The sequence below is a fragment of the Ignavibacterium sp. genome, assembly GCF_025998815.1.
In the GTDB taxonomy this organism is placed as follows: domain Bacteria; phylum Bacteroidota; class Ignavibacteria; order Ignavibacteriales; family Ignavibacteriaceae; genus Ignavibacterium.
On the sequence record NZ_AP026678.1, the window covers coordinates 2512910 to 2538781 of the forward strand.

28 protein-coding genes are annotated in these 25872 nt (G+C 34.3%); 10 read left to right on the forward strand and 18 right to left on the reverse strand.

Annotation, left to right across the window (positions count from 1 at the left end; all coding sequences use genetic code 11):
• Positions 1–54: 54 nt before the first annotated feature.
• Together Q0X14_RS10880 and Q0X14_RS10885 are read left to right on the forward strand one after the other, a co-directional pair.
• Positions 55–1020, forward strand: a complete 966-nt coding sequence (locus Q0X14_RS10880; RefSeq protein ID WP_297838242.1) for a YpdA family putative bacillithiol disulfide reductase — start codon at positions 55–57, stop codon at positions 1018–1020.
• Between the two features lie 86 nt (positions 1021–1106).
• Positions 1107–2156 (forward strand): class I fructose-bisphosphate aldolase, encoded by a 1050-nt coding sequence (locus Q0X14_RS10885; RefSeq protein ID WP_290664521.1) that lies wholly within the window; start codon positions 1107–1109, stop codon positions 2154–2156.
• A gap of 188 nt (positions 2157–2344) precedes the next feature.
• On the opposite strand, the gene Q0X14_RS10890 is transcribed toward Q0X14_RS10885, so the two are convergent.
• The 6 genes from Q0X14_RS10890 to Q0X14_RS10915 form a co-directional block, all read right to left on the reverse strand.
• Positions 2345–3568: a dicarboxylate/amino acid:cation symporter gene (locus Q0X14_RS10890; RefSeq protein ID WP_297838249.1), complete on the reverse strand. Its 1224-nt coding sequence runs from the start codon at positions 3566–3568 to the stop codon at positions 2345–2347.
• Positions 3569–3577: 9 nt separating this feature from the next.
• Positions 3578–4708, reverse strand: coding sequence for a radical SAM family heme chaperone HemW (hemW, locus tag Q0X14_RS10895; protein WP_297838253.1), 1131 nt, complete (start codon positions 4706–4708; stop codon positions 3578–3580).
• Positions 4709–4822: 114 nt separating this feature from the next.
• A complete protein-coding gene (locus Q0X14_RS10900) occupies positions 4823–5362 on the reverse strand; it encodes a hypothetical protein (protein ID WP_297838255.1) in 540 nt (179 codons plus the stop codon).
• Positions 5363–5373: 11 nt separating this feature from the next.
• Positions 5374–6276 carry a DUF6588 family protein gene (locus Q0X14_RS10905; protein ID WP_297838258.1) on the reverse strand — a complete coding sequence of 301 codons (903 nt, stop codon included), beginning with the start codon at positions 6274–6276 and terminating at the stop codon, positions 5374–5376.
• Positions 6277–6370: 94 nt separating this feature from the next.
• A complete protein-coding gene (gene recN, locus Q0X14_RS10910; RefSeq protein WP_297838260.1) occupies positions 6371–8077 on the reverse strand; it encodes a DNA repair protein RecN in 1707 nt (568 codons plus the stop codon).
• Between the two features lie 9 nt (positions 8078–8086).
• Positions 8087–9433 (reverse strand): ATP cone domain-containing protein, encoded by a 1347-nt coding sequence (locus Q0X14_RS10915; RefSeq protein WP_297838263.1) that lies wholly within the window; start codon positions 9431–9433, stop codon positions 8087–8089.
• A 167-nt stretch (positions 9434–9600) separates the two neighbouring features.
• Here Q0X14_RS10915 and Q0X14_RS10920 point away from each other — a divergent pair, with 167 nt between their 5' ends.
• Both Q0X14_RS10920 and Q0X14_RS10925 read left to right on the forward strand, forming a co-directional pair.
• Complete coding sequence (locus tag Q0X14_RS10920; RefSeq protein WP_297838267.1) at positions 9601–11403, forward strand: right-handed parallel beta-helix repeat-containing protein; 1803 nt, start codon at positions 9601–9603, stop codon at positions 11401–11403.
• Between the two features lie 206 nt (positions 11404–11609).
• Positions 11610–11936 (forward strand): RNA-binding protein, encoded by a 327-nt coding sequence (locus Q0X14_RS10925; protein WP_014559004.1) that lies wholly within the window; start codon positions 11610–11612, stop codon positions 11934–11936.
• Between the two features lie 56 nt (positions 11937–11992).
• Here Q0X14_RS10925 and Q0X14_RS10930 read toward each other — a convergent pair whose 3' ends face one another.
• Together Q0X14_RS10930 and Q0X14_RS10935 are read right to left on the reverse strand one after the other, a co-directional pair.
• Positions 11993–12388 (reverse strand): DUF2721 domain-containing protein, encoded by a 396-nt coding sequence (locus tag Q0X14_RS10930; protein WP_297838271.1) that lies wholly within the window; start codon positions 12386–12388, stop codon positions 11993–11995.
• A gap of 15 nt (positions 12389–12403) precedes the next feature.
• Entirely contained in the window at positions 12404–13405 is a 1002-nt protein-coding gene (locus tag Q0X14_RS10935) for a radical SAM protein (RefSeq protein ID WP_297838274.1), read from the reverse strand.
• A gap of 195 nt (positions 13406–13600) precedes the next feature.
• On the opposite strand from Q0X14_RS10935, the gene Q0X14_RS10940 reads away from it, so the two are divergent.
• Both Q0X14_RS10940 and Q0X14_RS10945 read left to right on the forward strand, forming a co-directional pair.
• Positions 13601–13852, forward strand: coding sequence for an RNA-binding protein (locus Q0X14_RS10940; protein WP_014559001.1), 252 nt, complete (start codon positions 13601–13603; stop codon positions 13850–13852).
• A 126-nt stretch (positions 13853–13978) separates the two neighbouring features.
• Positions 13979–14896: an NAD-dependent epimerase/dehydratase family protein gene (locus Q0X14_RS10945; RefSeq protein WP_297838279.1), complete on the forward strand. Its 918-nt coding sequence runs from the start codon at positions 13979–13981 to the stop codon at positions 14894–14896.
• A gap of 52 nt (positions 14897–14948) precedes the next feature.
• Here Q0X14_RS10945 and Q0X14_RS10950 read toward each other — a convergent pair whose 3' ends face one another.
• Entirely contained in the window at positions 14949–15527 is a 579-nt protein-coding gene (locus tag Q0X14_RS10950) for a four helix bundle suffix domain-containing protein (protein WP_014558999.1), read from the reverse strand.
• Positions 15528–15618: 91 nt separating this feature from the next.
• Between Q0X14_RS10950 and Q0X14_RS10955 the strand changes: the two genes are divergently transcribed.
• A complete protein-coding gene (locus Q0X14_RS10955; RefSeq protein WP_297838287.1) occupies positions 15619–16725 on the forward strand; it encodes a DUF6544 family protein in 1107 nt (368 codons plus the stop codon).
• A 218-nt stretch (positions 16726–16943) separates the two neighbouring features.
• Here Q0X14_RS10955 and Q0X14_RS10960 read toward each other — a convergent pair whose 3' ends face one another.
• The 4 genes from Q0X14_RS10960 to Q0X14_RS10975 form a co-directional block, all read right to left on the reverse strand.
• A complete protein-coding gene (locus Q0X14_RS10960; RefSeq protein ID WP_297838290.1) occupies positions 16944–17699 on the reverse strand; it encodes a LytTR family DNA-binding domain-containing protein in 756 nt (251 codons plus the stop codon).
• Positions 17700–17801: 102 nt separating this feature from the next.
• A complete protein-coding gene (locus Q0X14_RS10965) occupies positions 17802–18842 on the reverse strand; it encodes a histidine kinase (protein WP_297838293.1) in 1041 nt (346 codons plus the stop codon).
• Positions 18843–18911: 69 nt separating this feature from the next.
• Entirely contained in the window at positions 18912–19523 is a 612-nt protein-coding gene (locus Q0X14_RS10970) for an N-acetyltransferase (protein WP_297838295.1), read from the reverse strand.
• A 172-nt stretch (positions 19524–19695) separates the two neighbouring features.
• Complete coding sequence (locus tag Q0X14_RS10975) at positions 19696–20277, reverse strand: outer membrane beta-barrel protein (RefSeq protein ID WP_297838298.1); 582 nt, start codon at positions 20275–20277, stop codon at positions 19696–19698.
• 190 nt (positions 20278–20467) lie between these two features.
• Here Q0X14_RS10975 and Q0X14_RS10980 point away from each other — a divergent pair, with 190 nt between their 5' ends.
• The 3 genes from Q0X14_RS10980 to Q0X14_RS10990 all read left to right on the forward strand — a co-directional run bounded on the left by Q0X14_RS10980 (position 20468) and on the right by Q0X14_RS10990 (position 22572).
• Entirely contained in the window at positions 20468–21064 is a 597-nt protein-coding gene (locus tag Q0X14_RS10980) for a hypothetical protein (protein ID WP_297838300.1), read from the forward strand.
• A 127-nt stretch (positions 21065–21191) separates the two neighbouring features.
• Complete coding sequence (locus Q0X14_RS10985; RefSeq protein ID WP_297838303.1) at positions 21192–21890, forward strand: SDR family oxidoreductase; 699 nt, start codon at positions 21192–21194, stop codon at positions 21888–21890.
• Between the two features lie 52 nt (positions 21891–21942).
• On the forward strand, positions 21943–22572 hold the full coding sequence (locus Q0X14_RS10990) for a flavin reductase family protein (protein ID WP_297838306.1): 630 nt from the start codon (positions 21943–21945) through the stop codon (positions 22570–22572).
• A gap of 148 nt (positions 22573–22720) precedes the next feature.
• Here Q0X14_RS10990 and Q0X14_RS10995 read toward each other — a convergent pair whose 3' ends face one another.
• The 5 genes from Q0X14_RS10995 to Q0X14_RS11015 form a co-directional block, all read right to left on the reverse strand.
• Entirely contained in the window at positions 22721–23299 is a 579-nt protein-coding gene (locus tag Q0X14_RS10995) for an NAD(P)H-dependent oxidoreductase (RefSeq protein ID WP_297838309.1), read from the reverse strand.
• Between the two features lie 18 nt (positions 23300–23317).
• Entirely contained in the window at positions 23318–24013 is a 696-nt protein-coding gene (locus Q0X14_RS11000; protein ID WP_297838311.1) for a CPBP family intramembrane glutamic endopeptidase, read from the reverse strand.
• Between the two features lie 110 nt (positions 24014–24123).
• Positions 24124–24531: a DUF6326 family protein gene (locus Q0X14_RS11005; RefSeq protein WP_366522771.1), complete on the reverse strand. Its 408-nt coding sequence runs from the start codon at positions 24529–24531 to the stop codon at positions 24124–24126.
• 3 nt (positions 24532–24534) lie between these two features.
• Positions 24535–25158 carry a hypothetical protein gene (locus tag Q0X14_RS11010; protein ID WP_297838313.1) on the reverse strand — a complete coding sequence of 208 codons (624 nt, stop codon included), beginning with the start codon at positions 25156–25158 and terminating at the stop codon, positions 24535–24537.
• 83 nt (positions 25159–25241) lie between these two features.
• Complete coding sequence (locus Q0X14_RS11015; protein ID WP_297838316.1) at positions 25242–25823, reverse strand: Crp/Fnr family transcriptional regulator; 582 nt, start codon at positions 25821–25823, stop codon at positions 25242–25244.
• Positions 25824–25872: the final 49 nt, after the last annotated feature.

Consider the following 25872-nt stretch of genomic DNA (forward strand, 5'->3'; position numbering starts at 1 on the left):
TAATTTATCCCATCAAAGCCAACCTGATTTTATCTTATCTTTACAACTAAAAAAATGGAAGTTAATACAATTATAATTGGTGCTGGTCCTATTGGACTGACTTGCGGAATCGAAGCAGTTAAAAGAAATATATCCTACCTCATTATAGAAAAGGGTTGCATTGTCAATTCGGTTTTTAATTATCCTGTTAATATGACTTTCTTTTCAACTTCCGACAGACTTGAAATCGGTGGAGTACCGTTTGTTTCGCACGGTGATAAACCAACACGAAGAGAGGCGCTCGAATATTACAGAAGAGTTGTTGATGCTTGGAAATTAAAAATCAACACATATGAAAAAGTTTTTTCAATTGAAAAGAAAGAAAATCAATTTATCATTAACACATCAAAGTCAATTTATAAATCTGAAAATGTAATTATCTCAACAGGATTTTTTGATTATCCAAATCTGCTTTATGTGCCGGGAGAAGACCTACCAAAAGTATTTCACTATTTCAAAGAAGCACATCCTTATGCTTATAAAAAAGTTGCAGTAATTGGTGCAGGTAACTCTGCAGTTGATGTTGCATTGGAAACATACCGGCGAGGTGCAGAAGTGACGATGATTATTCGTGAAGACAAACTGAAGGACAGCGTAAAATATTGGGTTAAACCGGATATAGAAAACAGAATTAAAGAAGGGTCAATCAAAGCTTTCTTTAATTCAACCGTTGAAGAAATAAAGGAAGAAGAAATTATTATTAATTCTCCCGAGGGAACAAAATCAGTTCCAAATGATTTTGTTTTTGCGATGACAGGTTATCATCCCGATTATGATTTTCTTTCAAAAGCAGGAATAAGGTTCACATCAGATGAAAACAAAGTTCCGATATTTAATCCCGATACTTTCGAAACAAATGTTGAAAGATTATTTCTTGCAGGAGTTGTTTGCGGAGGAATGGAAACAAATAAATGGTTTATTGAAAATTCAAGAGATCATGCAGAGAAGATTTTTAACTATATCACAAGTAAAAAATCATAATTCACTATTGATTGTAATACCTTTCAGCCGTTAGTATTTTTACACCGTAGAAAAAAGAAAATATAAATTAAATCTCAGGAGCTAATATGATAGACAAAATTAAAGAACTGCTTGGAAGCGAAGCTGATTCACTGCTCAATTACAAAGCAAAATTTCCAAAAGAAAAACTTCATCTGCCGGGACCAGATTTTGTTGACAGAATTTTTGCACCGTCAGATAGAAACATAAATGTGTTAAGAAATCTTCAGTGGATTTTTAACACCGGAAGATTAGCAGGCACTGGTTATCTTTCAATTCTTCCCGTTGATCAGGGAATTGAGCACAGCGCTGGTGCTTCATTCGCACCAAATCCCGATTACTTCGATCCAGAAAACATAGTTAAACTTGCAATCGAAGGCGGTTGTAATGCAGTTGCTTCAACACTTGGTGTACTTGGAATGACTGCAAGAAAGTACGCTCATAAAATTCCTTTCATAGTAAAAATAAATCATAACGAATTGCTGACATATCCCAACAAATATGATCAGATAATGTTTGCAGGAGTGAGACAAGCATATGATATGGGTGCTGCTGCTGTTGGTGCAACAATCTATTTTGGTTCAGAAGAAAGCACAAGACAGATTCAGGAAGTAAGCGATGCTTTTGCTTATGCACACGAACTTGGAATGGCAACAATTCTATGGTGCTATCTGAGAAACTCGGCATTCAAAACAAAAGAAAAAGATTATCATGTTTCTGCGGATTTAACGGGACAGGCAAATCATCTTGGTGTTACTATCGAAGCAGATATCATCAAACAAAAGTTACCGGAAAACAACGGCGGTTACACAGCTTTGAATTTCGGAAAGACTCACAAAAAAGTTTATTCGGATTTAACATCAGATCATCCGATTGATTTAACAAGATATCAGGTAATTAACAATTATATGGGTCGTGCCGGATTGATTAACAGCGGTGGTGCCAGTGGTGAAAATGATTTTGCAGAAGCAGCAAGAACTGCAGTTATTAATAAACGCGCCGGTGGAATGGGATTAATCTCGGGAAGAAAAGCTTTCCAGAGACCGATGGAAGATGGTGTAAAACTTCTTAATCTCATTCAGGATGTTTACCTTACTAAAGAAGTTACAATTGCATAAAACTGTTTAACTATTTCTAAGAAGTCATAAATCTACCGGACTTCAGGAAATAATAATTAAAACCTTCGGGGTTGTTGAAACCTTGAAGGTTTTTTTGTTAAATACAGTTTAATCTTTTATTCATTCCTTTTACCTTATACCATATTCCCTTATTCCCTTATCACCTTATACCTTATTTCCAAATCCCTCTAAACCTTCAAACTCTCACCTTCGGTTTTTGCGATTATAACTGTTCCGCAACTATCACTGAAAACATTTACCGCAGTTCTGCACATATCAAGTATTCTGTCAACAGCAAGAATTAATCCTACACCTTCGAGTGGTAATCCAACTGCTGTTAAAACAACCGACATCATCACAAGTCCTGCCATTGGAATGCCTGCCGCACCAATTGATGCAAGTAAAGCTGTTACAACAACAATCATTTGCTGAAGAAATCCGAGCTCAATTCCATATGCTTGTGCAATAAACATTGCGGCAACACATTCATACAAAGCCGTTCCGTCCATATTTATTGTTGCACCAAGCGGTAAAACAAAACTGGAGATTTTATTTGAAACTCCGCACTCCTTTTCAACTGCCTGAATCGTAAAGGGAAGTGTTGCTGATGAAGAGGATGTTGAAAAAGCGGTTATTAAAGGCAGTGACATAGCTCTGAAGTGTAAGTAGGGATTTACTCTTCCAATAAATTTCAGAAGTAAAGGAAGTGTGATAAACATATGAAATGCTAAACCGCTTAATACAGTAAGCATATATACCCCAAGATGCTGAATCATAGAAATCAGTTTTGTCTTATCTGCCGCCTGATCGGCTACAATTCCTGTAACTATTCCAAAAATTCCTATTGGCGCAAAAAGTATTATAAACGAAGTAAGCTTCATCATTACTTCAAATGCAGCGCTGAAGAAGTCGGTCATAAACTGTTGAGGTTTTTCATCAACGCGTGTTATAAAAATTCCAAACAGAATAGCAAAGAAAATCAGTGCGAGCATATCTGCTGAAGCAAGTGCTTCAAAAATATTTGATGGAATCATTCGCAGAAAAATATCACCAATACTTCCTGTTGACTTAGTCAGTTCAGGCACATCCATTTTGAATCCCAAATCAGCACCAACGCCTGGTTTAATAATATTAACCAGAACCAAACCAGTAACAATTGCTGCAAGACTTGTTGATATATAATATGTGATAGTTTTAATGCCTAATCGCCCAAGATTCTGAGTGCTACCAAGATTAGTAACACCCGAAACGATTGAAGTAAATACAAGAGGAACAATTATCATTTTCAGTGCGCGCAGAAATAAATCCCCAAGCCATCTTACATAATCCGAATATTGAGGAAGTAATAATCCAAATAATACTGCCAGTACAAATGCTATCAGAATTTGCCAGTGAAGTTTAATTTTTAACATAGTATTTAATCAGAGAATTTTTGAAAGAATTTCATCGCAAATTGCATAACCTTTTGAAGTAAGTTTAATTGTATTGTGTTTTACTTCAATCAGGTCTTGGTTCTTCAGGATTTCAAAATCTTTTGCGTGCTCATCAAGCCAGTCGTTACCAAAGCGATTAATGAACTCTTCTATTTTAATCCCGTCGCTTCTTAAAGCAAGCATTATATATTCGACCTGTAATTGGTGCTGAGTAAGGGTTTCATAATTCATCACAGCATTTTGATTGAGTTCTATTTCGTTAATATATCTCTTTAAACTTGAATAATTCCACCATCGTTTATTTTCAACAAAAGAATGAGCCGATGGACCCAGACTGATATAATCCTGATGATGCCAGTATGCTTTGTTGTGAATGCATTCATATCCCGGTTTGGCAAAATTTGAAACCTCATATTGAATAAAACCATTTTCGGAAAGGAAATCAATGGTTAGTTCATAAAGCTCAGCATCATAATCTTCATCCTGAATCTGAACTTTTCCATCAAGAACAAGTTTGTTAAGAATTGTTCCTCTTTCAAGAATTAAGCTATAAGCAGATATGTGTTTTATCGGCAACTCAATTGCTTGTTGCAGATTTAATTTCCATTTTTCTTTTGATTGTCCGGGCAGATTAAATATCAAATCTATATTGATATTTTCAAATCCGGCTTCAGCAGCATTATAAACGGTTTTGATAGCCGTTTGTTTATAGTGAATTCTTGTTAAAAACTTTAAATCATTTTCATCAAAAGACTGTATTCCAATACTTATTCTGTTTATACCTGAATTTCTGAAACCAATTAATTTTTCTTTATTAACAGTGCCAGGATTTGTCTCAAGTGTAATTTCTGCTTCAGCAGAAAAATGAAATTTGGATTTCAGGTGATTTATAATTTCAAAAATGTATTCAGTGCTCATTAACGATGGCGTTCCGCCCCCAAAGAAAAGAGATGTAATTACTCTGTTTGTTGAATAGAGGCTTGAATAATAATCAGCTTCCTTCTTCAGAGCAGAAAGAAAATGCTCAATATTATCTGATGTTATAATTGAATAAAAATCACAATAGATACATTTGTGATCGCAGAAGGGAATATGAATATATAAAGCGGTCGGTTTCAAAACTTATTCTTGTTTACAATTATTTTGTATCTCACTAACAAATGTAAAAAGAATAAGTAAAATGTGCTCTGCAAATTGAAAATAATTTAGCAACAGCAGAGCACAGTTTCCGATTTATGGCTTAAGCTTTAATTCAGCAACGAACTCAATCTTTGCATTAAGAAAAAACAATGTTAACGGATTGTCTGATTGAACATTTTCAACAGAGAGAATGGCTTTGAAACAGTTATTTCTTTTATGATTTGCCAGATATTGGTTGAGTCGATCTTTATCTGATTGCGAAAGCTGAATATGCAATGGTTTATTTTTGTAATCTTCTGCAACGAAAGAAGGAAGGCGATATTCAAACAATAAAGTATTTCCATCAGATTGATAAAGTCTCAGAATCATATTTTCACCAGACAGGTTTGCCGATGCATCAATAGTAAGATATGCAGCATCGAGATATTTTATCTGCTCAATCTTATCAACATTATCATTATAATCATCATAATTACTAAGACAAAAATCTACCTGCTGCTCAATGTTTGGTCCTATTCCAACAAGTTGAAACTGTTGTTCCATTTTCAGGTTAATGAAATAATCCTCGAATGGATCGCAGGCGTTGAAAAATATTAAACCAGTAAAAGTTAAAATTATGATTAATCTTTTCATTTTAATTCTCCTTAAAACTCAAATGACATTCCGAGTGAATAAGTTGTTTGTGATGTAATGTTCGCATCAACATTCAGGACAAAGAAAGCAAGCTTCAAAGCACTGCCGACAGTAAATCGAAAGTGATTATCGCCATCAACAGAAATATCATAAACCTTGTTTGCAAGTGATGGATAAATTCCATCCGGATCTTTGAAGTAATATGATACATCAAGTCCCGAAGATTCATATTGCAAACCTCCGTACACAATCAGTACGCCAATACTTTTGCTTGCGTGAACATTAAATGCAAAATTCTTCGAGTTAAATTTCACATAATCTGAAGGATCTTCGGTTTTATTTTCAATTGATAATGTGTTGTAAAGTAATTGAACAGAAATATCTAGTGGCAACAAAGGGAAGTATCGGCTTACTTCATGTTTCAATCCGAATCCAAACAAACCAGCTTTAATGTCTTCAAACTTTAAAGTTGGGAAGTATCTGAGCATTAACTCTGTTCCGAACAAACTTCCTGAGATTTGATAAATACCAAGCGGAACTGTTTTCAATCCAAGTCCCGAAGGATAAATTACAAATCCATTGTTGCTTAAATAATATTCTCCTTTGTTACCAAAAACAGTTGCTGTTTCGGTAAGGCCATTTCCACCTTCAACTCTTGGATCAGCTTTGAAAGTTCTCTGACTTTCCGGAATTACTGTAAGCATTCCGATAATGCTGAATTTAAACCCGAACAAATCAGCAACATCTGCACTGTGATAAGTTCCTGTGTTGAAATAAGTACCAAAGTAAGTTGCGAGTGGTTTAACATATTTTTCTGCTTCCCAGCTCGGAAGATTATCAACACGGATTCCTCCCTGAGAAAAAATATTATGTGTTGATAAGACAATTAGCAGAATAAGAAAACTTCTTTTCATTCTTTGATCTCCTGTGAATAATCACTGATAAAATTCAATTATAATACCATTAGCGACAATAAATTATCGTATAAAATGAAGGATAAGTGAAGGGTTATTCTGAAGATTTTATAAGCTGAATGGCACTTTGGATACTTGCGTCGGTAAGTTTTTCACCGCTAAGTAATTTTGCTACTTCACGGATATGTTCTTGTTCATCTAATTTTCTTATGTGACTGACTGCGCGATTATCTTCCTGAGTTTTTTCAACAACAAAATGATGATTTGCCATTGCAGCTATCTGAGGCAAATGTGTAATTGCAATAATCTGATGAAATGAAGCTAAATCCCGAAGTGCCTGACCAACTTTCTGAGCAATTCTTCCACTTACACCGGTATCAATCTCATCAAAAATTAACAGAGGAAGTTTATCATTCTTTGCAAGAATTGTTTTTAGTGAAAGCATTATTCGGGATACTTCGCCACCGGAAGCAACTTTAACAAGTGGTTTTAAATCTTCTCCGGGATTTGTAGAAATAAAGAATTCTACTTCATCAATTCCTTTTTCAGAGTACGAATATTTTTTTGAATTGATAAGAATATAATCTTCGTTGTTATCTGAAAGTTCAGAAGTAATTCTGACTTCGAATTGTGGTTCGGTAATTCCAAGTTGAGAAAGAACTTTTTTTACTTCCGTTTCAATTTTCTTTGATTGTTTTTTTCGTGACTCTGATAATCTTTGGGCTGCTTCGCCTGCTTGTTTCTGAAGTTCCTTTAACTCTTTTTCAAATCTTGCAATCTCTTCACTGAAATTTTCTGCAAGATTAAAATCGTTTCCGATTTTTTCTCTGTGTTCAATTACTTTCTGTAAAGTTCCGCCATATTTTTTCTTTAGAAGATTAATTGCTGCAAGTCGTTCTCTTTTCTCTTCTACTTCTTTTGGGTCAATATCTATCTTTGATTTGTAAGCACGAATTGTTGAAGCAAGTTCTTTTATAATTGTTAGTGCCGACTCACATTCGCCTTCTGCTTCAAGCATAGATTTATCAATTGACGAAAGATGAGATAGTTTATGCTTAACTTCTCCAAGCATATCATTTACTGAATTATCTGATTCATAAATCAAATTATAAATTTCATCGCTTAGCAGAAGAAGTTTTTCTGAATTTTCGAGAACATTCAGCTCTTCAACAAGCTGCTCATCTTCCTGAGGCATTGGATTTACAGCATCAATTTCATTTATTTGAAACTGGTAAATATCTTTTTTCTCTTTGATCGAAGCTTCTTTGTTTTTTAATTCATTAAGTTCTGCTTTTTTTCTTTTGAGCAGATGATAAAGAGATTGATATTCATTAAGTAGTTTTTCATTCGAAGAGAAATCATCAACAAAATCAATGTGAGTTTCGGTTTTAAGTAAAGATTGATGTTCGTGCTGTCCGTGTAAATCAACAAGCAAATCACCAATTTCTTTTATAAGGTTAAGAGAAACAGGAGAATCGTTTATAAAACATCTGTTAGAACCTTTAAGCGATATTTCTCTTCGTACAATTAATCCCGGAAGAAACTCAATATCATTTACTTCCAAAATGGCTTTTACTTTTTTGTTTCCTTCAACTTCAAAAATGCCTTCGACAATAGACTTCTGCGCACCTTTTCTAACCACTTCTGATGAAGCTCTTTCACCAAGCAGAAGACTCATTGCATCAATCAGAATAGATTTTCCAGCACCGGTTTCGCCGGTAATAATGTTCAAACCTTTTTCAAATTCAATTTGAATATGATCAATAAGTGCGTAATCTTTTATTTCGAGTGATTTAAGCATCAGATGTAATTAATGATATTGTAATGTACTTCCACCAATAAATTCTCTGATTACAGAATCGCCCGGTATTGGTGATTCATCTGCAACTGGCGTAACTGTTTTAAGTAAATTGTAAACTCTGTTTGCTCTTTCGAAAGCGTCCTGTTTCAGAACATCATCTTTATACTTAACACTCCATTCTTCAAAAAGCTTTAGCATTCTGTTTGCATAGATGGGAAGCTCATAGGGCATTGCACTGCTGATAACAAAATCTGCAGTGTTGCTGTATGGAATAATGTTTCTTAATTCACTTGAACGAACATAATGCCAGTGTTCTAAAGTTTGTTGCGGATTGTATGCACGGAATACAGAATCTCGAAGCATTCTTCTGATTAATCTTATATCTGTCCATCTCACATATTTTCCATCCATTCCTTTCATTTGAAGAAGCGGTTCAAGATAAAGTTTAAATTTTAAATCAATCGAAATGTCTTTACTGAACGCAGGATAAAGTCCGTGCAGACTGTCAATCAAGAGGAGTTCATCTTTTTCAAGTTTCATTGGAGTAACATTTAATGTCCTTGTTCCTGTTTTAAAGTCGTATCTTGGAATCATGACTTCTTCACCGCGACTTAGCTTTACAAGGTGTTCGTTAATCAACTCAAGGTCTAATGCTTGAGGAGTTTCAAAATCATAATCACCAAATTCGTCTTTGGGGTGGAGCTCCAAATCAAAAAAATAATGATCAACATTCAAAGCTTTGAACTTAAATCCTTTTTTAATGAGCTTCTGTTCAAGTTTTATAGTGGTTGTTGTTTTACCCGATGAAGAAGGACCACTAATCATTACCATTCTGAGCGAATCAAGTCTTTCAATAATCAGATTTGCAGCAAGCTCAACATCATCTTCGTAAAGACATTCAGATTCGTGAACGATTTGCGGAAATTCTCCTTTCGCAATTCTTTCGTTCAAATGTGCAACAGTATGAAGATTATGAGATACTGCCCAATCAAGATTTCTCCATACTTTTTGCCAGGGAATATTTTCATTTAATTTGGAAGCATATCTGTTTTCGGCTTCTCTTGCTCTTTTTCGTTCATCTCTGTAGAGAATATATTCTTTGGCAACTTTAGCATGTCCGTTTTCAATCAATACTTTTTCAACAATATCCTGAATGTCTTCAATATGTGGCGTACTTCCTTCAGGAAATTTTTCATTCAACAGAGCAACTACTTTGTCAGAGAGCTCTTTGGCTTTGTCTTTATCTCTTCCACCAACAGCAACAGCAGCGCGATAAATCGCATTTGCTATTCTTTCCTGATTAAAGGGAACAATAGCGCCTGTTCGTTTAATAACACTTTTAATATGCGTTTCCATTTCAGCTCCGCTTAAAGTTTTTATTTTGCCCTGTGAAATTAATAAAATAAATTTGATTGAATTAGTGCTGTATAAAATATAGTAATTGAATTATCTTAATGGAGTAACTTTTAATACTCTTTAAACAATAAGCATAATTTTATATCAACTTGATCGGAATTTGAAAAATGAAAAATATTTTAATAATAGTTTTATTCGCATCTGCAAGTCTTTTCGCTCAATACACAACTCCCGGAACAGGAGTAATCTGGAATCTCGATAGTCTTGTTCTTTATTCATCCGGAGTAGTTGTTGGTTCATTCCCGAATTATCAGATAAACAACAATGTTATTGTTGCAGCAAATGATGAACTGAATGTTGTAGCGGGTTCAAATGTAACTTTCACTTCTGCTACTGCCGGAATAGAAGTCAACGGAATTTTCAAAGCTATTGGAACACCAACAGACTCAATTATTTTCACTTCTTCAGTTGAAGATTCAACAGGTTACTATGTTGGATTCAGATTTAATGCAAATCCGAATTCAAATTTGTCTCAGATTAAGTATGCAAGAATCTATTTTGCTGATTATGGTTTCAGATGCATTGATGCAAGTCCAACGCTCAGTAATTCATATTTATATAAGTGTGGAAGAGGTGTTCAGCTAAGTTCATCAAATGCAACAATCACTAATAATGTTATTGAAAGAAGTTATGAATATGGAATAACTATGACTTTAAGTTCTTCACCACTTATTGAAGGTAATCATTTAATAAAGAATAACACCAAAGCAACATCTGTAATGAATCAGATAAGCATCGGGTTGCAGGGAAATAATTCGCCGATTATTCGTAACAACATCATTGAGGGCGGAGAAAGCGTTCCAACCGGAGGTATTAGTTTATGGGTAAGTGGTTCAACAGCATTTTCAAATGCAGTGATTGAGGGAAACCAGATTTTCAACAACAGTTTTGGAATTACTTTATACAGTACATCAAACGGAATTATTAACGCAGTTGTTAAGGATAATGTGATTTATAATAACAACATAAATCCAAATCCTTTGGTATCAGGAAGCGGAATTAATATTAATGGAAGTCCTGCTAATCAACCGATTATAAAGAGAAATATCATTTATGGAAACTGGTGGGGAATTACAATTCAAAATGGTTCAACTGTTCAGGCAGGACCTCAGCCAAATATTGGAAATGTTGAAAACTCTGATACAACCGATGATGGAATGAATATAATATTTGGAAATGTTCAGGGAACAAATGTTTATGATCTTTATAATAATTGTACAAATGATATTTATGCACAAAACAACGATTGGGGAGTTTACGATTCTCTTTCAATTGAAAACCATATTTTTCATAAAGCCGATGATCCGCTGCATGGACTTGTGAGATTTGTTCCGTTTAGCTTACAAATACCTGTTGAACTAACTTCATTCACGGCAATTGTAAATGGCAATGTTGTTGAACTGAATTGGTCAACCGCAACAGAAACTAATAATTCTGGCTTTGAAATTCTTCGATTCACTCAGAATGACAATGAGTGGAGAACTCTCGGTTTTGTAAAAGGCAAAGGAACAACAACAAATCCTCAGAATTATTCTTTTACAGATAAAGATTTGATTCCGGGAAAATACTACTACAGACTAAAGCAAATTGATTTTAACGGAACATTCGAATATTCAAAAAAGATTGAAGTAGAAATAATTTCACCAGATAAATTTGTTCTTGAGCAGAATTATCCTAATCCATTTAACCCCAAAACAATTATTCAGTATGCAATCGGAAACAGACAACTTGTTTCGATTAAAGTGTATAATGTACTTGGAAATGAAGTCGCAATACTTGTTAACGAATATAAAGAAGCTGGAAAATATCAGGTAGAATTTGATGCATCAAATCTTTCAAGCGGAGTCTATTATTACAGATTGCAAACAGATAATGTTTCTCTTACAAAGAAAATGATTTTGCAGCGGTAATTTGGTTAGAAGCATTTGAAGAAGTTTATAATGTTACAAAGATTTCATTTGTTTCTAATTTATTTATCGCTAATTTACAAGTGCCTGCTTAAAAATTAAGATAATCATTCCCGATTACTCATTCTAGTTTTTATCTACAGGAGGTGAGAGTTAAAAGTCTCTCATAATTATTTAACATTTTTATAAAAATTTCAGGAGTTTTTATTATGAATATCTTCGTTGGCAATCTGTCAAATGAAGTTCAGGAAGAAGATTTAATGAATCTTTTCTCTGAGTTCGGACAAGTAAAAGAAGTTAAAATTATCCGTGATATGTTTTCAAGACAGTCAAAAGGTTTTGGATTCGTTGAAATGCCAGGATTAGCAGATGCTCAAAAAGCAATCAATGAATTGAACACAGTTGAGGTTAAAGGAAAAAAGATTACCGTTAATGAAGCTCGACCAAAACGGGATAACAACCGGAGAGGTGGTGGTGGAAGAGGCGGAAATCGTAATGGTGGCGGTGGTTACGGACAGAACAGAAGACGCTTCTAAAATTTTCTCATCTTAACGAACCATTAACCCGAACGGTTTTGCCCGCTCGGGTTATTTTATTTTCTTGATTCTATATCACTAAGATGCAACTCTAAGGCATCAACAGATATGGCAATCTCTTTCAAAGACAGAATAAGCGAAAGCATCAATAAAAGTATGCTTAATCCAAAAACATATTTCCCAATCTCAATTTGACCAGCAAAAAGGAGAAACATACACAAAACACAAAGGAATAAGCTTGCAACGCCAACTCCCTGCATATGCTTAATCAGATAAACACGCTTGCGAAGATTTTCAATCTGACCCAGAAGAGCAGTATCCGGACTTTCTTTATAGTTTTTATGCAACGAACGAATTAACGTTGCAATTGTAAGAAATCTGTTTGTATATGCCAGCAACAGAAGTGAGATTGCCGGGAAAAGAAGAGCAGGAGTAGTTACATCAATATTCATTTTATCTCCGGAAAATTAAACAAGGTTTAGTTTCTTATTATTAAACGGATCATCACGACTAACTTCAAATGATGGACGATAAAATTCATTACTTTCAAGTTCCTGCATCCATCCGTTTTCAAGTCCGTATTTTTCAAGTAACTCAACAGCTTTCACAAATTCTTTATATCGGATGGTTCTGTTTATAAGAATATGCTTCTCGCTTCGGTTTGTTGGATAATACTGAGTCATCAAAGAGATATGAACTTTCTTATCAAGCTCTTCGCTGATAAACTTAAAGACTTTTTCGGTTTCAGATAAATCATTTGGAAGAATTAAATGTCTGATGATTAAACCTCTTACAACAACTCCATTTTCATAAACAAGCTCGCTGCCCACCTGATTATACATTTCTTTTATGGCCAGCTTTGCTTTATCAAAATAGTCGCTAACCTTTGAATAAACTCTGCCGTTTTCATTATTGCCATATTTGAAATCGGGCAGATAAATATCAATTACATCTTTGTAGAGTTTTAACATTTCAACAGAGTCATATCCGTTAGTGTTATAAATTATCGGAAGATTTAATCCAAGTTGCGAAGCGATTCGAATTGATTTAAGAATCGGAACTGCAAAGTGAGTTGGAGAAACTAATCCAATATTATGACTTCCCATATTCTGAAGCTCAATCATTATTTCAGCTAATCGTTCAACGGTGATTTCATTTCTTTTTTCGATTTTGGGATTCTGACTGATTACAAAGTTTTGACAATAAACACATCTGAGATTACAATTGCCAAAGAAAATATTCCCGGCTCCGTTTGTACCTGATAAAACTGGTTCTTCACCAAAGTGCAAAGTGTATGAAGAAACAATTGGCTTATCACCGCTTTGACAGGTTCCTAATTCACCATTTGTTCTGTCAACCATACAATTACGCGGACAGCTTGTACAGCTTTTGATTATGCTGTCGGCAACACGAATTCTTTCATCAAATTCGCTTTCTGAAATTTTCTTATAAGAAGGAATAAAACTCATAAATCAATCTTTTTTTCTGTGAAAAAATAATATTCTGTGATGAAATAGAAGAGGAATAAAATATCATACACATTGCTTGTTAAGTACAACACATATTATGAACAATTAAATTAGGTTTATAATGTTATTATACCTATGTTTGAAGTGCTCCGGAAATAGTCCGGGATTTTTTAATATTTATTTATAGAGGTTCTAGTGAGTACTAAGTTATTTGTGGGTTCTCTCCCATGGTCAGTTGATGACGAAACATTAAGAGAAACATTTGAAGAACATGGAAATGTTGTTTCTGCTAAAGTGATTAAAGATCGCGAAACAGGCAGATCAAGAGGATTTGGATTCGTTGAAATGGAGAACTCAGCCGATGCAAAAAGTGCAATTGAAGCACTCAATGATTCGGAACTTAAAGGTAGAAATATCGTAGTTAATGAAGCAAAATCGCGTAATTAAAAAGATATTCTTTTATTAAGCTCTGAGAAAGGCGTCACAACAGACGCCTTTTTTATTTTAAAGAAAAGATTTTTATAAGTCATTAAATTATCTTTGAAATGAAACAGTAAATAATTAGGAGAGTCTATGCAAACAATACTTGGTGCCGGCGGAGGTGCTGGTACAGAGATAACAAGAGAGTTATTTAACTATACAGAAGAAATTCGTGTTGTTAGCCGTAATCCGAAAAAGGTTAACGATACAGACCAACTAATGAAAGCAGATTTAACTGATCCAAAGCAGCTTGACGAAGCAGTAAAAGGATCAGAAGTTGCTTATGTAACAATTGCTTTTCCATACAATATAAAAGTCTGGCGTGAGCTTTGGCCAAAGTTTATGAGAAACCTGATTGATACTTGCATTAAGTACAAAACAAAAATCGTTTTTGTTGATAATGTCTATATGTATGATCCGAAGTATCTCAATAATATGACAGAAGAAACCCCTATAAATCCAATTTCACAAAAAGGCAAAGTTCGTGCAGAAGTAGCAAAAATGTTGATGGACGCTGTTGATAAAAACAAAGTTGAAGCAATCATAGCACGCGCACCAGATTTTTATGGACCTGGAGTTATAGGCAGTATGCTTTATCAAAGCGTTTACTTAAATCTTCTTAAAGATAAAAGTCCGCAATGGCTTGGCAACCTGGATGTAATTCATAATTTTATTTACAGTAAAGATATCGGGAAAGCTGTTGCGTTACTCGGCAATACAAAAGATGCATATAATCAGGTTTGGCATCTTCCCACGACAGATAAAAAACTTACAAACCAACAGTGGATTGAACTAATGATGACCGCAATGAATAAGCAAAAGAAAATCCAGACAATGCCGGATTGGATGATAAGTTTAGTTGGTTTGTTTATGCCGATTCTTAAAGAGTTACAAGATGTTGGTTATCAGTTTAAGCAGGATTATTTCTTCAACAGCAGTAAGTTTAACAAGAGGTTTAATTTTACTCCAATTTCACCGGAAGATGGAATAAGGGAAATGGTTAGGCTTTAAAAATTTTTTTCTGGGACAATTGTGACAAGCGGGACTGCAAATGTCGCAACAGTCACTTTTGTCCCTTGTTTCTATAATTTATCCTGGCTTTGGTCATTCTTTCCCGCAAGCCACCTTCTTTTACAAAATCTTCTTCCAGTCTTTTAATTTGCCGACTTAGTAAGTAAGAAGAAATTTTGATAAGTCCAATCAACACATTAGCACTTATTTCAGGGTTTGGGTGCTCAATGCCTTTTCTAAAAGTCTCGTAATTAGCATTTGGTGTTCTGTTTAATTCTCTTAATCTTTTGACATACTTATGTTCTTTTTCCCATTCTTTCAGTTTATGTGTTCGAAGAAAATCCTGATAATCAATTAATAATTCTTCCAAACTTGCACGGGCAACATTGGTAAGTTTAATTTCCGTTTCTTTCGAAGTTGCTGACGCCATACTTGCTTCAGCAATGTTTTGTTTTCCCGATCTTGCAGCCTGGATCATTTGATCTCTTGTACGATCACTTCTTTCCAAAAATTTATTACAGAAATAAACTGTTCCATCATAAATAATTTCTGCCTTCTGATAAGTTAAAAGTTTTTTATAACCTCCGTGATCAGGAATAAACCCATTATCAGATTTTGTTTTGTCAACCATTCTTTACTAAAAAATTTGTTTGTTTATAAAATAATAAAAATACTTGGTTAATAATCTCATATTTTTACTATCATAACAATTAGAGTTTATTATGAAATGGATTTTTTTCTTTATCGTTCTTGTTCATGCGCTGATTCATCTGCTTGGATTCTTCAAAGCATTTCAGCTTGCAGAAATCAACCAGCTCACTCAACACATATCCAAACCAATGGGTATACTCTGGCTGCTTGCATTTATACTTTTACTTGCGGCAGCAATTCAGTTTATAAGTAATCATGATTTGTGGTGGATAACCGGACTTGCCGCAGTAATCTTATCACAAATTCTAATCATATTATTCTGGCAGGATGCAAAGTTTGGAACGATACCAAACATTATAATACTTCTTGTTACAATAGTTGCCTTTGCCGGTTGGTCATTTAATCGAGATGTTAAAAGTGAAGTTACAGAAATGCTTTCTGAAAATTCCGTTGATAAAAAAGAAATTTTGACTGAAGAAAGAATATCTCATCTTCCACCAGTTATTCAAAAGTGGTTAAAAAACTCCGGAGCAGTTGGAAGAGAAAAGATACATACGGTTTATCTGAAACAGCGCGGTAAAATCCGGTTGAAACCCGAACAGGAAAAATGGTACAATGCACAAGCCGAGCAATGGTTTACTGTTGATAATCCGGCGTTTATATGGAAAGTTAAAGTTGATATGATGCCGCTCGTGTTTTTTACAGGACGAGATAAATTTTCCGATGGCAAAGGGAGTATGCTGATAAAAATTTTATCGCTTATAAATATTGTAAACTCAAGTGACAACGAAAAAATAAATCAAGGCACACTGCAAAGATACCTTGGCGAAATAGTTTGGTTTCCTTCGGCAGCAGTTAGTCCTTTTATTAAGTGGGAAGAAGTTGATTCGATGACAGCCAAAGCAACAATGAGTTACAAAGAAACAACAGGTTCGGCGTTATTTTATTTTAATGAGAATGGTGATTTTGTAAAATTCAGTGCAATGCGTTATATGGGAACAGAGAATGATTCGCAATTAAAAGAGTGGACAATAACTTTGAATGAATACAAAATTTATGATGGAATAAAAATTCCGGTTAAAGGTGAAGCAACCTGGAAACTTGAGGATGGAGATTTCACCTGGTATAAACTTGAGATTTATGATGTGAAGTACAACCAAAGAGTAATGAAAGAATAAAACTTTGAATAAATCATTTATCTGCCAACTCTGTCTTTAAATTCTTAACATCATTAGTTAAGATTTTATTTGTCTTATCAGACTCTTCATACAGGGGTTTGAGCGCTGATTATTCAAATGTTAGTAAACCCTTTCATATCCTTTTTAGTTTGGGAATAAATGATGTTATTTAATAAAAGTAAAAGAATCAACTTTTTCATTTTAATTCTCGTTTTATTTCATTTATCCATCCACTCTTTAAATGCAGATGATCTTTCCACACTTACAAGTGCTTCAACTTCTTTTGGTTCGGGGGGATTTAATTCAATTTTTATTCTTGAGCGGGAATATGGAATCATATTCTTTATTGCACTAAATGCAACTATCATTTTTCTGTTGATACGAAAAAATTTTTCCGGATCAATCACATCCTGAAGTTTATCGAGTGTAAAATCAATCGGGAATGTGCTGCCAGATGACGTTGTCAGAAAAACATTTTTCTCCAATGCATAGAAGTAAGCAACCTCATCAATTTCAACTTTTTTAATCTTTTGTCCGTACTGGATTAAAAACCTTTTCTTGTAACTAATGTCTTTGTTTTGAATGCTTCTGATTATTTCTTCAAAATCCATCAGGTAAGATGATTTGATATTTTTGTATTTATTTAATGCTTCACGCAGTTCATCTTTCTTAATGGGCTTAAGAAGATAATCTATGCTATTAAGCTTGAATGCTTTAATCGCATATTGATCATAAGCGGTCGTGAAGATAATCGGGACATCAACATCAACCTTTTCAAAGATTGAAAAACTTAATCCGTCTTCAAGCTGAATATCAAGAAAGATTAAATCCGGCTTATTCTGTTTAAGATACTTTATGGATTGCTCAACAGAAGTAAGCTTTGCAGAAATTTCAATAGACGAATCAATCTCTTTGATTAACTCTTCCAATCTTTCTGCGGCAAGTTTTTCGTCTTCAATTATTATTGTTTTCATTTCTTCCTCTGTGTAACTCTGTGTATCCTTCGTGGTTCTCCGTGTAACAATCCTTTGTTCTTTCACAGAGGATCACGGAGTAGGCACTGAGAGCCACCGAAATTAATCAGGGTTTATTAACGGTATTTTTGCAACATATTCTTTTTCAGTAACTGTAAAATGCGGAAGTTCTTCTCCCAGCAGTTCATATCTTTTTCTAAGGTTATTCAATCCAACTCCTTTTGATTCTACTCCTTTAATCTTGGGCTGAAGATTATTAACAACCACAAGCCAATCATTCTCATTATATATTTTTATTCTCAAAGGATTATCAACGGAAGCTCTATTATGTTTAAAAACATTCTCGAGTAATGTCTGCACCGCAAGTGGCGGAACGAGATAGTTTAATTTGGCGACATCTATATTTATTTCCATATCAACAGCGTTATCAAATCTGATCTTTTGAAGAAACAAAAAGGACTTAGCAAAATCTATTTCCTCTCTTAATTCAACAACAGGTTTCTCAATCACATCAAGTGTGTATCGGTAAACCGAAGAAAACTCATCCACAAAATTTTGCGCTTTGTCAGAATCTTTTTTTATTAATGATGAAAGCACATTTAAACTGTTAAATAAAAAATGTGGATTGAGCTGACTCTTCAGTGTTTCAAATCTTATTTGTGAGTTTTCTCTTTCAAGTCTTTCTGCTTTTACTAAAGACTGCTGACTTCTTTTGAACCAGATAATAGCTTCAATAACAGTTATAATGATAATGTTGAGAACCGAAGTGATCAGCGAGTTATTAATCATGTTCTTTGATAATCCATCCGGATAAGGCATTAGCGAATTGGCTAGAATAGTTATTGATGAACCGATAACAATTGCAGCAAACACGGCAAATAAAAGCTCTGCAGGTATTCTTGGTAATAGTTTTTGGGGTAGAGGAAATATTTTATCAAGTCTGTTAATAATCTGAAGGTCGAGATAAACCAGCACTAAAGCAAAAACAAAACTGAAAGAAGTGCCAATTGCTAATCGTGTTAAATAATTTCCAATGTTTGGAACAATAATATATCCTGTAACATAATTGTATGTTATAATTATCAGCTGGACAAAGAATGCCAGAAGCAGAATTGTAAGTACGGTATATTTATTTAATTTCATTTTCACACTTTAAAAATCGTCAAAAATTATATTAGATACCTTCTAATTAACTTATTGCGAAAAATTTTATCACATTTCAAGCTGCGTATCAGTAACCTGTTTTTCTTTGTAAGGAAATTGTTTTTCAAATTCGTTTAACTTATCCTCATTTACATCGAAACTTTCATCTTCAATAAATCTTCCCCCAACATCAATTAAAGAGTTTTCAAATGACTCTAAAGCCATAAACGGCTCAAAGTTTTGATAGTCTTTTGTTGTAATCCCAAACTCTTTAGCATTCTTAAAACCAAAACGATGATAGTAATCAGGATTACCAAAAAGAATCATTCCCCGAAATCCTAATCTTCTTGCTATTTCAATAGATTCTTTCAACAATCTTTCACCAATTCCTTTCTTTTGAAAATTTGGTAATACTGACAAAGGTCCAACGCATAAGACTTCGTATTCTTTATTTAGTGAATCAACTACCTTTGCCTTTGTCGAGATAATATGCCCAACAATTTGGTTGTTACGGATAGCAACAAGGTCGAGTTCTTTAATATAGCTTTGACTTTTTCTTAGATTATGTAGAACCAAATGCTCACTGCAACCAGGTTTATAAACATTCCAGAATGCTTCGCGTGTAATATTTTCGGTAATACTAAAATCTTCCCGGGATGTTTGCTTGATAAGTAAATTCATTCTCTATTCTCCATAGATTTAGTTTTATTATTCTCTGTTCTAAATTCGTTAAAAAAATTTTCAGATGATTACTCTTTTTCTCGTCATTCTGAGCAAAGCGAAGAATCTCTTAAAATTAATTTCAGAGATTCTTCACTTCACTTCGTTCCGTTCAGAATGACATACTGGATTGCTAAAACGACCACGACAATCCAACACCAACTGACAAATAATTCAAATCAACAGATGTGCTTACATTATTTATATCAATATCTCTGTTAAGTGAGCGATATCTGACAGAAGGTAATAATGAAAACTTTTCACTTAATAAAATTACCAGACCTGCTTCAGCTTGCCAACCCAATCCATGTCCGGAATCAATAGTTATATCGCCATTATTGTTTTCAATTTCTATGTGGTTGTACGTGCCGCCAGCTCTAACAAGATATTTTATATCTGATTCTCCGATTGGATGAATGAACTGAAACCCGAATGTGTAACCTGTTTCTTCAAAGCTTGCATCAGAACCAGCAAACGATTGATCAACCGCAAAATTATTATAACTCCAACCTGCATAAGCTGCAAGATGAGGCATAAATCTGTAAGCTATGGTTAACTCTCCCCCAAATCCTAAACCAAGATCAGCATCTGAAATATCCTGAGTTGCATAATTAATGCCAGGTCTCAATTCCAGACTCCATTTGTCTTGAGAATAAGATTGGTTAAAAACGGCAAAGAGTGTTAAAGCAGCGATTGTTAAAAGTAACTTTTTCATTTTTGTATCCTTATAAGTTTGTGAATAAATGTATTTAAGTTTCTGTTCCAAACTTAAGAGGCACAGATGGGGTTGGAAAAAATAAGACGATGAACTGGTTTATCAGCCAGATGAACCTGTAAAATGAAGAGATGAAAACTCATTCAAAATCAATGAACTTTTATTCAAATTAGACTGTTTTACAAACATTATGAATATACTTTTTTACATCAGTATTTTTCTATTCTTTTTCACACTGTCTGCAAATCCACAAAGTGATTCTTTATTGAAAGACTTTCATCTTGAGAGAATGAACATAAACGAATCTGCAATGCTTGTGCTTGGTGGATGGGTAGTTGGAAATATTCTGGTAGGAACTTACGGAAACTTTAAGGCAAGTGGAGAGGCAAAATATTTTCATCAGTTTAATGCAATGTGGAATGTTGTGAATTTAGGTATTGCTGCGTTTGGATATTTCAATGCTGTAAATTCTGATCCTGCATCAATGACGAATTTAGAAATTCTGAAAGATTATAATTCACTGCAAAGTTTTCTTTTACTTAACGCCGGACTGGATGCTGCTTACATAATGACGGGGTTTTATTTGAAAGAAAGATCAAAGAATTCTTCAAGTGCAGAAAGATTGAAAGGATATGGCAACAGTTTATTACTTCAGGGCGGATTTCTATTGCTGTTTGATGTGACTTTGTATTTCATTCATCAGAACAATGCTAACATTAATCTTTATCCTCATATAGAAAGTCTGCTTTCCGGTGGAGTTGGTGTTGGAATTAATTTGAAATTATAATTTGTTCTTCTCTGTGAAATCAATCGGAACTGGTTACACGGAGAACCACGGAGCCAGCTGTTTGCACTGATAACACGGAGAGCACAACTAGATTTACAATAACTAAAAATAAAATGAGAGAATATTAATGAGTACATATTTAATAATTGGAGGAACATCCGGAATCGGATTGGAAACGACAAAGCATCTGAGCAAGAACAATCGTGTTATTGTTTTAAGCAGAGAGAAAAAAAATCTTGACGGATTAAACAATGTTAAATTCATCTCCGCAGATGTAACAAAACCAATGGATGAACTTCCGCAAATCAGCGAACCACTTAACGGAATTGTTTATTGTCCCGGCACAATAAACTTAAAACCATTAAAGAGTTTAAAGCTTAAAGATTTTCAAAATGATTTTGAAGTGAATCTTCTTGGCGCTGTTAAAGTAATCAATAAATATTTTAACAACTTAAAAGAAGCCGGCAAATCAAGCATAGTTTTGTTCAGCACAGTTGCTGTTCAAACTGGAATGCCCTATCACGCTTCTATCGCTTCAGCAAAAGGTGCGGTTGAGGGATTAACCCGTTCTCTGGCGGCAGAGTTTGCACCAAACATTCGTGTTAATTGCATTGCGCCTTCAATAACAAATACTCCGCTTGCAGAAAAACTTTTAAACAATGAAACAAAAGTTAAATCATCAGAAGACCGACATCCGTTAAAAAGAATTGGTGATGCAAAAGAAATTGCAGAAGCAGTTGCTTTTCTTCTTTCTGATTCTGCTTCATTCATAACCGGACAAATATTAAAAATTGATGGCGGAATTTCTTCCATTAAAACTATTTAAACTTTGCGACTTAGCGTCCCTGTCTGCCGAAAAGAAGATTTCCGTGAAAAAAATGAAAATAACAAACGAAAACATTTTACAATTTGAGAAGTTATTCAGAACTAACTTTGTTAATTCTCTTTCGGGATTTAAGAGTGCAAACTTAATCGGAACAATTTCAAAAAAGGGCAAAACAAATCTTGCCATATTCAGCTCTGTAATTCACGTTGGTGCAAATCCACCGCTGATTGGAATGCTGGTTCGTCCTGCATCTGTACCTCGCCACACTTATGAAAACATTAAAGACGCCGGTTACTTTACAATAAATCATATCAACAAAGAAATTTATAAACAAGCACATCAAACATCCGCAAGATATGATAAAGATGTTTCTGAATTTGATGAATGCGGATTGACACCTGAATTCGCAAATACAATCAAAGCCCCTTATGTAAAAGAGTCGAATATAAAAATTGGCTGCCGTTTTGTCGAAGAACATTTAATAAAAACTAACGACACAATTTTTATAGTTGGAGAAATACTTGAAGTAATTATACCGGATGATGTGCTAACCAATGATGGATATGTTGATATTGAAAAAGCCGGAACAATAGCAATCAGTGCACTGGACAGTTACCACGAGACAAAACGAATAGCAAGACTCACTTATGCCAAACCAAGAACTAAAGTGAAGGAATTGTGAAGAGAAAAATTTTATTGTGCATAGTAGATAATTGAGTTAACGTTTTGACACTTGGTGCAGTGGCGGGTTTCCCTGCCTGCCGGCAGGCACTTGTTCAATTAACCACGTCATCCGCCATTGAGCCAAACGCCTGTTGGCGGGTCGTTGTTTATTTACCTTGTTCTCCAAACCTTTCAATTTTGTTAATCCACTTCTGTCTATAGATTTCTTTAGAAAGTCGAATAGGTCCAATATTCGTAACTCTTACAGGGTTAATTCCGCAAAACTGCAAAGTCAATTTTTTAACTGCATTATTACTTGGTTTTCCATAAACAAGCCAATAATACCACGCAGGTTGGTCAAGAGTCGAAATAATTCTTGCGGATTTGTTTTTTAGTAATTTGTCCCACCAAACAGATTTTCCTCGTTTTTGAAAAGCAAATCCGGGTAAGAATACTCTATCAAAAAAACCTTTCATAATTGCAGGAATTGAACCCCACCAAACCGGATAAATTAGCACTAAATGGTCTGCCCATTTTATTTTTTCTTGTGCATCTAATAAGTCGGGTTCAAGTTCTGTTCGTTTTCGATACCCAAATTGTAGATTAGGATTAAAATTCAAATCCCTGATGATAATTTCCTTTACTTCATGACCTCTGGATAAGGCTCCTTTTTTGTAGGCTTCAGCAAGTCCAAAATTGAAACTTTCTTTGTCTGGATGACCGTTAATTATCAGTATTTTTATCATTTTTTTATTGTTTTATCATTATGCAGTTTGATTGGTTTTTAAAAGCAAAAAAGTATTTTTATTAACCGATAACTTTAATCCATTTCTTTTTTTGTAAAGTATTGTCAAGATAATTACCAGGCCAACTGTTAAAAACCGAAAAACATTTGAATAAATTCCACCCAGAGCATTGTCGCTCACGGAAAATATTTCCCATGCTAAATTCATTAACATATGCAGGAAAATGGGAATCCAAATGTTAAAATTCCATTCAGCATATACCCAAGCAAATAAGATACCGCCCAAAAAGGTGATCAAGAATATACCCGTCAACTCAATGAAGTCATTACTTTGATACAAATGTAAAAAGCCAAAGTAAAGTGCTCCGAATAGAACCGAAAGAATAAATCCAAGTTTTGAATGTCTGAAAGGCAGTCCGAATAGGAAACCTCTGAAATATAGTTCTTCGAAAAAGCCGGCAGAAACAACTCCTATTAAAATTGCATCCGGTTTTATGCTTGGATTGAATTCAAAAATCGCACTAAAACCAATATACATTGGTAAAGTACAGATTAGGGCAAATAAAAATCCTTTGAATATAGACTTATCAAGCCCTAAATTTTGAAAAAAATCCGATCTTTTCCCAATCAATAAAGTGCCAATAAAAAATGGGATTCCTGTAATCAGATAAGTTAATATATGACTAATTCCGAGTTGATTTGTTTGTTCAAACAACCATTTTCTGATGATTTTGAAAAACATTTCATCAAAAACAAAATAAAACCCGAATGATATTACAACAATAGATAATACTTTAACTGATTTTTTCATTTCCGTTTATCAAGTTAAACCCACTTGTAAGCATAGCGTATAATAATACAAAGCAAAACAACTTCTACGGCTGCTGCAAAATACATATGCCACCAAGCTTCTCCTGCCAAATTGAAGAGCATGTAAGGAATAAGAATGATAGCCACAATAATATTTGTTATGCGATTTATTTTAGCGGGTAATACTAATGATAGAAAAATCATTAATATCGGAATAGTGGCTAAAAAAAGTGCTGTAAAAATAAAGCCTTCCGTAATATCAAATACAAATACTTTACCTTTGGTGATATCGTCAATCTTATTTGGCATATACAAGGCAAAGTAATCCACATAGATGTAGAGAAACATAAAACTCACCCATAGTGAAGCGAGTTTTAGTCTCACATTAACTTGGTTGTCTTCCAAATGCATTTGGGTATTCATTATTTAAAAATTAAATCCAAAATGCAGCCCAGGTTCTGGTGTCCACTTTGGCCACTTGTCATCTTTTTCTTTGAAACCTATAGGCATTTCAGTGTAATATGGACGACCGGCTATACCAAGTGATGGCTCAAAAAAGAATTTGTCATTAAAGAGTTTAATATGATAGCCAACACGGTAGGTATTAAAAATATTAAACCCACTACCAACTTTTTTATCATTTTCATTTTTGAAGGTTTGCCACATTGCTTGGACGTGGGCAGCAGCATACAGACCTTTCCAAAAATATCTTTGGTACGCAAAACCAAAACCTATTTCTTTTATATACCCTGGGAATTTCTCTTCAGGTGTTCCGTAAGCTTTATTATAAAAAGGATTAATGCCAAGTGGCCAAGAATGTTGCCATGTTACCAATTCAAGAGAAATCACATCTTTTCCTGTAACACGAAACCCCAAATTGAGTTGTGCAAAATGGGGTGGATCTACCTTATCAAAATTACCCAACAAAAACAAAGTACTACCAACAAAGAATTTTTTGTAGGTGCTGTCTTGCTCACTATATTGAGCTTGTACCTTTAAATTGCTTAGCATCATAAGCGCCAGTCCAATCCATAAAATTTTCTTTTGCATATCTTTTTAATTGATGTTAAACGATACTGCAAAAGTAGATTGGAGACACACTACAATTCGTTCACTTAAGTTAAGAAATAAATCTACGGTTTATTTTTTTTCAAAATTCTGGCTCTTAGTCTGCTCAACGATTGCGGTTTTATTCCCAGATAACTTGCTAATTGATGTTGCGGTATACGTTGAATGAGGTCGGGGCGTTTTTTTAATAAGTTCAGGTAACGTTGTTCGGGCGATGAGGTTTTAAATTCGTCAAAATTGATTTTTTCTTTCGCTAATTCCTGCTCTGCCATAATTCTGCAAAGCGTTTCAAGCTTTGGGAATTTTTCAAAGGTTTCTGTTTCCATTTTGGAATTTGAGATAACCAAAATACAATCCTCCACACAACTGATGTAATATTCAGAAGGCTTTTTGTTGATAACACAATGTGGAGTAACGCCTTCCATTTCGGTATAGAAAGCCGTAGTTTTTTCTTCACCGTCAATCACATAATAGGTTCGGATACAACCTTGAAGAACAAAATAGCTGTAATCGGACTTTTGTCCTTCCTTTAATAATACAGTGCCTTTTTTTGCCGAACGAAAAGTGTCAAAGGATATAATAGCCCTTTTTTCCTCCTCTGTGAGCGTAACATATTGTGATAAGTAATTGAAAAGTTTGTCGTACATTATTTTATTCCACTTAGATCCTATGGGTTGCACCCAACGGTTTGGGGGT

Coding starts and splice junctions, on each gene's coding strand:
- Q0X14_RS10880 (WP_297838242.1), top strand. CDS start 55: ATGGAAGTTAATACAATTATAATTGGTGCTGGTCCTATTGGACTGACT.
- Q0X14_RS10885 (WP_290664521.1), top strand. CDS start 1,107: ATGATAGACAAAATTAAAGAACTGCTTGGAAGCGAAGCTGATTCACTG.
- Q0X14_RS10890 (WP_297838249.1), bottom strand. CDS start 3,568: ATGTTAAAAATTAAACTTCACTGGCAAATTCTGATAGCATTTGTACTG.
- Q0X14_RS10900 (WP_297838255.1), bottom strand. CDS start 5,362: ATGAAAAGATTAATCATAATTTTAACTTTTACTGGTTTAATATTTTTC.
- Q0X14_RS10905 (WP_297838258.1), bottom strand. CDS start 6,276: ATGAAAAGAAGTTTTCTTATTCTGCTAATTGTCTTATCAACACATAAT.
- recN (WP_297838260.1), bottom strand. CDS start 8,077: ATGCTTAAATCACTCGAAATAAAAGATTACGCACTTATTGATCATATT.
- Q0X14_RS10915 (WP_297838263.1), bottom strand. CDS start 9,433: ATGGAAACGCATATTAAAAGTGTTATTAAACGAACAGGCGCTATTGTT.
- Q0X14_RS10920 (WP_297838267.1), top strand. CDS start 9,601: ATGAAAAATATTTTAATAATAGTTTTATTCGCATCTGCAAGTCTTTTC.
- Q0X14_RS10925 (WP_014559004.1), top strand. CDS start 11,610: ATGAATATCTTCGTTGGCAATCTGTCAAATGAAGTTCAGGAAGAAGAT.
- Q0X14_RS10930 (WP_297838271.1), bottom strand. CDS start 12,388: ATGAATATTGATGTAACTACTCCTGCTCTTCTTTTCCCGGCAATCTCA.
- Q0X14_RS10935 (WP_297838274.1), bottom strand. CDS start 13,405: ATGAGTTTTATTCCTTCTTATAAGAAAATTTCAGAAAGCGAATTTGAT.
- Q0X14_RS10945 (WP_297838279.1), top strand. CDS start 13,979: ATGCAAACAATACTTGGTGCCGGCGGAGGTGCTGGTACAGAGATAACA.
- Q0X14_RS10950 (WP_014558999.1), bottom strand. CDS start 15,527: ATGGTTGACAAAACAAAATCTGATAATGGGTTTATTCCTGATCACGGA.
- Q0X14_RS10955 (WP_297838287.1), top strand. CDS start 15,619: ATGAAATGGATTTTTTTCTTTATCGTTCTTGTTCATGCGCTGATTCAT.
- Q0X14_RS10960 (WP_297838290.1), bottom strand. CDS start 17,699: ATGAAAACAATAATAATTGAAGACGAAAAACTTGCCGCAGAAAGATTG.
- Q0X14_RS10965 (WP_297838293.1), bottom strand. CDS start 18,842: ATGAAATTAAATAAATATACCGTACTTACAATTCTGCTTCTGGCATTC.
- Q0X14_RS10970 (WP_297838295.1), bottom strand. CDS start 19,523: ATGAATTTACTTATCAAGCAAACATCCCGGGAAGATTTTAGTATTACC.
- Q0X14_RS10975 (WP_297838298.1), bottom strand. CDS start 20,277: ATGAAAAAGTTACTTTTAACAATCGCTGCTTTAACACTCTTTGCCGTT.
- Q0X14_RS10980 (WP_297838300.1), top strand. CDS start 20,468: ATGAATATACTTTTTTACATCAGTATTTTTCTATTCTTTTTCACACTG.
- Q0X14_RS10985 (WP_297838303.1), top strand. CDS start 21,192: ATGAGTACATATTTAATAATTGGAGGAACATCCGGAATCGGATTGGAA.
- Q0X14_RS10990 (WP_297838306.1), top strand. CDS start 21,943: ATGAAAATAACAAACGAAAACATTTTACAATTTGAGAAGTTATTCAGA.
- Q0X14_RS10995 (WP_297838309.1), bottom strand. CDS start 23,299: ATGATAAAAATACTGATAATTAACGGTCATCCAGACAAAGAAAGTTTC.
- Q0X14_RS11005 (WP_366522771.1), bottom strand. CDS start 24,531: ATGAATACCCAAATGCATTTGGAAGACAACCAAGTTAATGTGAGACTA.
- Q0X14_RS11010 (WP_297838313.1), bottom strand. CDS start 25,158: ATGCAAAAGAAAATTTTATGGATTGGACTGGCGCTTATGATGCTAAGC.
- Q0X14_RS11015 (WP_297838316.1), bottom strand. CDS start 25,823: ATGTACGACAAACTTTTCAATTACTTATCACAATATGTTACGCTCACA.